The following is a 5045-nucleotide window of genomic DNA, read 5'->3' as shown; positions in this document are numbered from 1 at the left end:
GGCCGCTCTAAGGATCACCCTCTTCTGATTGAATCTGAGCCAGGCTCTCTTCGCTCGAAAGCGTTAGAGCGTTTTCAAGCGAAGCATGTCCACGGGCTTGCGCCCTAAGGATGGAATCCGGTTCGCGTGAAGAAAACGCGTCAAATCAAAATCTGAGAGCCTCGCTTCTGATTCCATCAGAAGCGAAAGGGCTCTATAGTGTGGGTCAACGCCGTCCCTTGGCGGTGAGTTGCCGGACTCTGTCTTGGATGTGGTACGGGTACGGTAGAACCGGATCCGACCATTGTGTTGCAGGATGACATGCTGGGCCGACTCAATCATGTGGCTATCGCCGTCAGGGATGCCGAAAAGGCGGCGAAGATTTACGGCGTCGCCTTCGGCGCGGAAATATCCGCTCCACTACCGCTGCCCGAACATGGGGTGATCACCGTGTTTGCGGTCCTGCCGAATACGAAGATCGAGTTCATTCAGCCGCTCGGCGAGACATCTCCGATCGCGAAGTTTGTCGAGCGCAATGCCGATGGCGGTATTCACCATGTCTGTTATGAGGTTCCTGACATCGTCGCGACTCGTGATATCCTGATAGCAGAGGGTGCGCGCGTTCTTGGTGACGGCGAGCCGAAGATTGGTGCGCACGGCAAGCCGGTGCTTTTCTTCCATCCGAAAGACTTTTCCGGCGCGCTTGTCGAGATCGAGCAATCCTGATGGCTTCAAAAATTTTCTCCGGTCTTGCCGTCTATTTTATTTTCTGGTGGGTAACGCTGTTTCTGATGCTGCCGTTCGGCGTGCGAAGCCAGCATGAAGATGGCGAACTCATCGCGGGCACTGATCCGGGAGCTCCGGTGAAGGCCTTGATGCGCCGCAAGGTGATCTGGACCACGATCGTTTCGTCGGTGATCTATGGTGTCGCGGCCTTGGCGTATTATTCGGGCCTGCTGAACGTGGAGCGGCTGTCGCGGTTGATGGGCGCTTCAGGCTAGAGCGTTTTCAAGCGAAGCATGTCCTCGGGCTTGAGCCCTAAGGATGGAATCCGGTTCGCGTGAAGAAAACGCGTTAAAGGGCTCTGGTTCGCTCGAAGGCTGGGCAAACCGCCCGGAATGACGGCTCGACACCCTACTTCCGCCATGATAGCTCTCAGCGCGAAAGGCTGGGGGATCATGCGCCGGCGGCTGGGAAGGCTTCTTCCGATCGTCATGCTTGCGATGCTGGTGCAGATCTTTGCACCAATCGCGGCCTGTCGGGCGCTGAGCGACACCTTTGGTGATCCCGCGGCGGGCGTCATATGCACGCACGCCGCCGATGACAGTATTTCGCAGCAGGCAGACCATCAGGAGGCAAGCGGCGCCTGCTGTACGTTATGCTGTGTAGGTACCAGCGCGACCCCGGCGGCTGATCCGCAAGCCTCCATTGTCGACGTCGAGCGGGATACCAAAGCGGTCCGCTGGCGCGACCTGACCTTCATCCTGCCGTCATCGGCGGACGGCTCCAACGCGCAGGCGCGCGGCCCTCCCGGCATTTCCTGATTCAGCAGATTTTGAGCGATCGCTGCGGTTTCGCGGCGGTCCAAATCCGTTCGAACGCTCCGGGCGATTGTCCGGCATCAGGATAGTATAATCATCATGTTTAATCACCTCGCCCGCGGCGGCGGTAGCGCGCTTTATGGCGTGCTCGCGGCTACAGTTGCGGTTCTATTACCTTATGACGTTTTCGCGCAGTCGGTTTCCGGAACCGCGCTGCCACCGGTGATGATAACGGCTCCGACACCGCATCGGCTTCCGTCGAGGCAGGCCTTGCGAAGCGCGCCGCGGCCGGTTCCGGTCGCGCGCCAGGCACGCGTGCTGTCGCAGGCTGCTGCTCCGGCAGCCGTACCCGGGTCGTTGACGGTCGCCACCGCGCAGCAGGCGTTGCAGGAGATCCAGCAGACGCCCGGCGGCGTCGCGCTGGTGACCGCCGACGCCTACAGGAACTCGACGGTCTCAAACACCATCAAGGATGTGCTGGATTATGTGCCGGGCGTGTTCGCACAACCGAAATGGGGCGACGATACCCGGCTGTCGATCCGCGGTTCGGGCCTGTCGCGCAATTTCCATCTGCGCGGCGTGCAACTCTATATGGACGGGATCCCGATCAGCACGGCCGACGGCTACGGTGATTTTCAGGAGATCGACCCGACCGCCTACAAATATGTTGAGGTATTCAAGGGCGGCAATGCGCTGCGCCTAGGGGCTAATTCGCTCGGCGGCGCCATCAATTTCGTAACGCCGTCCGGCCGCGATCCCTTCATCAACGGCGTCAGCGTCGATGCCGGCGCGTTCGGCTTCCGGCGGCTACAGGCCAATACCGGCGGCAGCAACGGCCCGTGGGACGGCTTCGTCACCGCATCGACGCAGCGCAGCGACGGTTTTCGCGATCACAGCTCCGGCCAGTCGACCCGCCTGAGCGGCAACGTCGGCTATCAGTTTTCGCCGGACTTCGAGACGCGGTTCTATCTCAACGCCAATCATGTCCAGCAACGGATCCCGGGCGCCGTCAGCAAATTCTCCGCGCTGACGTCTCCTCAAACCGCTTACGTGAACAATGTTGCAGGCGACTGGCAGCGCAATATCGACACCGTGCGCATAGGTAACAAGACCACGATGCGGTTCGATGACACGACGGTGGAATTCGGCGTCTTCGGGACCGATCGCCACCTGATGCATCCGATCTTCCAGTGGCTTGACTATCACTACAAGGATTACGGCGCGTTCGTGCGGGCGGTCGATGACCGCGTGATCGGCGGCTACCGCAATCGGCTGGTGGCAGGCGTCAATGTGCTCAATGGACGGATCGACAATCAGCAATTCGCCAATCTCGCCGGGCAGAAGGGCGCGCTGCTGTCGTCGTCGATAGATCGTTCGAAGAACACCTCGGTTTACATTGAGGATTCGTTCTATTTCCTGCCGAACGTCGCCGCGATCGCCGGCACGCAATTTCTGTACGCGACGCGCAACAGGCAGGATCGCTTCCTGAGCGACGGCGATCAGTCGGGCCGGACGGAGTTCAGTCTGTGGAGCCCCAAGGGCGGATTGTTGTGGCAGATCGATCCGACATGGCAGGCCTTCGCCAACGTGTCGCGAAGCGCCGAGGTGCCGAGCTACGGTGAGAGCGCCAATGGCCCCGGCATTCCCAATATCCCTTTCACCAGCATTCGGCCGCAGCGCGCGACGACCTACGAAATCGGCACGCGCGCCCGGCGGCCTGACGCCACCTGGGAGCTGACCTACTACCGGGCGCAGATCGACAACGAACTGCTCTGTCTGTTCAGCGCGTTTGGTAACTGCAACGTCACCAACGCCGATCGCACGATGCATCAGGGCATCGAGGCCGGCGCGGGCGCTGCGATCTTTCGTAATCTGTTCGAGCGTGGCGATCGGCCGGACCGTCTCTGGCTCAACGTTGCCTATACTTTCAACGATTTCCGCTTCGTCAATGATCCGGTGTTCGGCAACAATCTGCTGCCCGGAGCGCCGCGCCACTACGTCCGGGGCGAACTGCTCTACAAGCATCCCAACGGGTTCTACGCCGGTCCGAATATCGAATGGGTGCCGCAGGGCTACTATGCGGACAGCGCCAATACGCTGAGCACCGACGCTTACGCGATCTATGGAATGAAGGCCGGCTTTGACGACGGCGGCAGATATTCCGGCTACATCGAGGCTCGCAATATCGGCAACAAGGCTTACATCGCTTCCGCCTCGATCCTCGATCGCGCCAACGCCAATTCACCATTGTTTGAACCCGGATTCGGGCGTGCGGTCTATGCTGGGTTTAAAGTGCGATGGTGAGTGCCTGTGACAGAACCAAAAGGAGCATGTCATGAAATCATGGTTGACATTCCGCGGCATGATCGGCGCGGTGGCTGTTGCCACGCTTGGCCTGGTGACGCCGGTGCACGCCGAATCCGTCAGCGTCGGCGATCTGGTCATTTCCCTGCCATGGACCCGCGCCACGGCGGGCGGCGCCAAGGTCGCTGTTGGATACGTCACGATCGAGAACAAAGGTGAGGTCGCTGATAAACTTGTCGGCGGCTCGACCGATGCCGCCGGGAGGCTCGAGGTTCATGAGATGAGCATGAACAACGGCGTGATGAAAATGAATCAGGTCGAGGGTGGTCTCGCCGTCGAGCCGGGCAAGACGGTCAAGCTGGAGCCGGGCGGCTATCATCTGATGCTGTTCGATCTCAGGCATCCCTTCAAAAAGGGTGAGAAGGTGCCGGTCACGCTCAAGTTCGAAAAGGCCGGCGACGTTGCGGTCACGCTCGATGTGGAAGGCATGGGTACGCGAGCGCCCAGCGCGTCAGGCGGGGCGATGAAAAACACGCCGGATCATTCGCATGATGGAAGCGGGAAATGATGCGCGTTCCGGGATCGCGGATCGGTTCGGCCATCGCGGCGGCTGTCGTGATGGCCTCATGTGAGGCAGCGCTGGCGCATGTCACGGTCCAGCCGTCGGATGCGCCCGCGGACAGTTATGCGCATCTCACCTTCACCGTGCCGCACGGCTGCAACGGCAGCGCGACCACCGTGCTGCGGATCAGGCTGCCGGAAGGCATCCTGTCGGTGAAGCCGCAGATGAAGCCGGGCTGGAATGTCGACATCAAGAGCAGGAAACTCGAAGCGCCGGTGCAGGGGCCGCACGGAAAAACCGTCACGGATGTCGTGGAGGAGGTTATCTGGCGAGGTGGTCCGTTGCCGGACAACCTCTATGATACGTTCGGACTGGTGGTTCGACTTCCGGACAAGGCGGGGCAGAGCCTTTATTTCCCCGCCGAGCAGGAGTGTGAGCAGGGGAGTCAACGCTGGACCGAAATCCCGCAAGCGGGGCAGGCCGATAAACCACGCGCGCCCGCGCCGGTGGTCCGGCTGAAGGCCAAACACTGAGACCCCGCCGATATGGACCCCGCCGATATGCCGCTCCCGGATTTGCCCGGCTTGATGCCGGGGCGGAGATTCAGGTCGATAGTTAAAACTTGGGCGGTTAGAGCATTTTCCGGCGAAGTGGATACC

The 5045-nt window shown here is 60.7% G+C and carries 6 protein-coding genes; all 6 read left to right on the top strand.

What is annotated here, in order from left to right:
* Nucleotides 1–300 precede the first annotated feature (300 nt).
* The 6 genes from mce (at nt 301) to NWI01_RS09795 (ending at nt 4919) form a co-directional block, all read left to right on the top strand.
* Nucleotides 301–705 carry a methylmalonyl-CoA epimerase gene (gene mce / locus NWI01_RS09820; RefSeq protein WP_141383674.1) on the top strand — a complete coding sequence of 135 codons (405 nt, stop codon included), beginning with the start codon at nt 301–303 and terminating at the stop codon, nt 703–705.
* A complete protein-coding gene (locus tag NWI01_RS09815; RefSeq protein WP_141383673.1) occupies nt 705–980 on the top strand; it encodes a DUF1467 family protein in 276 nt (91 codons plus the stop codon). The genes mce and NWI01_RS09815 overlap by 1 nt, the downstream gene beginning before the upstream one ends.
* A gap of 177 nt (nt 981–1157) precedes the next feature.
* Nucleotides 1158–1523, top strand: a complete 366-nt coding sequence (locus tag NWI01_RS09810; protein WP_141383672.1) for a DUF2946 domain-containing protein — start codon at nt 1158–1160, stop codon at nt 1521–1523.
* A 96-nt stretch (nt 1524–1619) separates the two neighbouring features.
* Entirely contained in the window at nt 1620–3824 is a 2205-nt protein-coding gene (locus NWI01_RS09805; protein ID WP_141383671.1) for a TonB-dependent receptor family protein, read from the top strand.
* A gap of 31 nt (nt 3825–3855) precedes the next feature.
* The gene (locus NWI01_RS09800; protein WP_141383670.1) at nt 3856–4392 is read left to right on the top strand and encodes a copper chaperone PCu(A)C; all 537 of its coding nucleotides are present in this window, start codon (nt 3856–3858) and stop codon (nt 4390–4392) included.
* Complete coding sequence (locus tag NWI01_RS09795; protein WP_181410426.1) at nt 4389–4919, top strand: YcnI family copper-binding membrane protein; 531 nt, start codon at nt 4389–4391, stop codon at nt 4917–4919. The genes NWI01_RS09800 and NWI01_RS09795 overlap by 4 nt, the downstream gene beginning before the upstream one ends.
* Nucleotides 4920–5045: the final 126 nt, after the last annotated feature.

The organism is Nitrobacter winogradskyi (assembly GCF_006539545.1).
In the GTDB taxonomy this organism is placed as follows: domain Bacteria; phylum Pseudomonadota; class Alphaproteobacteria; order Rhizobiales; family Xanthobacteraceae; genus Nitrobacter; species Nitrobacter winogradskyi_A.
This window is presented reverse-complemented; position numbering and strand designations above follow the sequence as displayed.

Coding starts and splice junctions, on each gene's coding strand:
- mce (WP_141383674.1), top strand. CDS start 301: ATGCTGGGCCGACTCAATCATGTGGCTATCGCCGTCAGGGATGCCGAA.
- NWI01_RS09815 (WP_141383673.1), top strand. CDS start 705: ATGGCTTCAAAAATTTTCTCCGGTCTTGCCGTCTATTTTATTTTCTGG.
- NWI01_RS09810 (WP_141383672.1), top strand. CDS start 1,158: ATGCGCCGGCGGCTGGGAAGGCTTCTTCCGATCGTCATGCTTGCGATG.
- NWI01_RS09805 (WP_141383671.1), top strand. CDS start 1,620: ATGTTTAATCACCTCGCCCGCGGCGGCGGTAGCGCGCTTTATGGCGTG.
- NWI01_RS09800 (WP_141383670.1), top strand. CDS start 3,856: ATGAAATCATGGTTGACATTCCGCGGCATGATCGGCGCGGTGGCTGTT.
- NWI01_RS09795 (WP_181410426.1), top strand. CDS start 4,389: ATGATGCGCGTTCCGGGATCGCGGATCGGTTCGGCCATCGCGGCGGCT.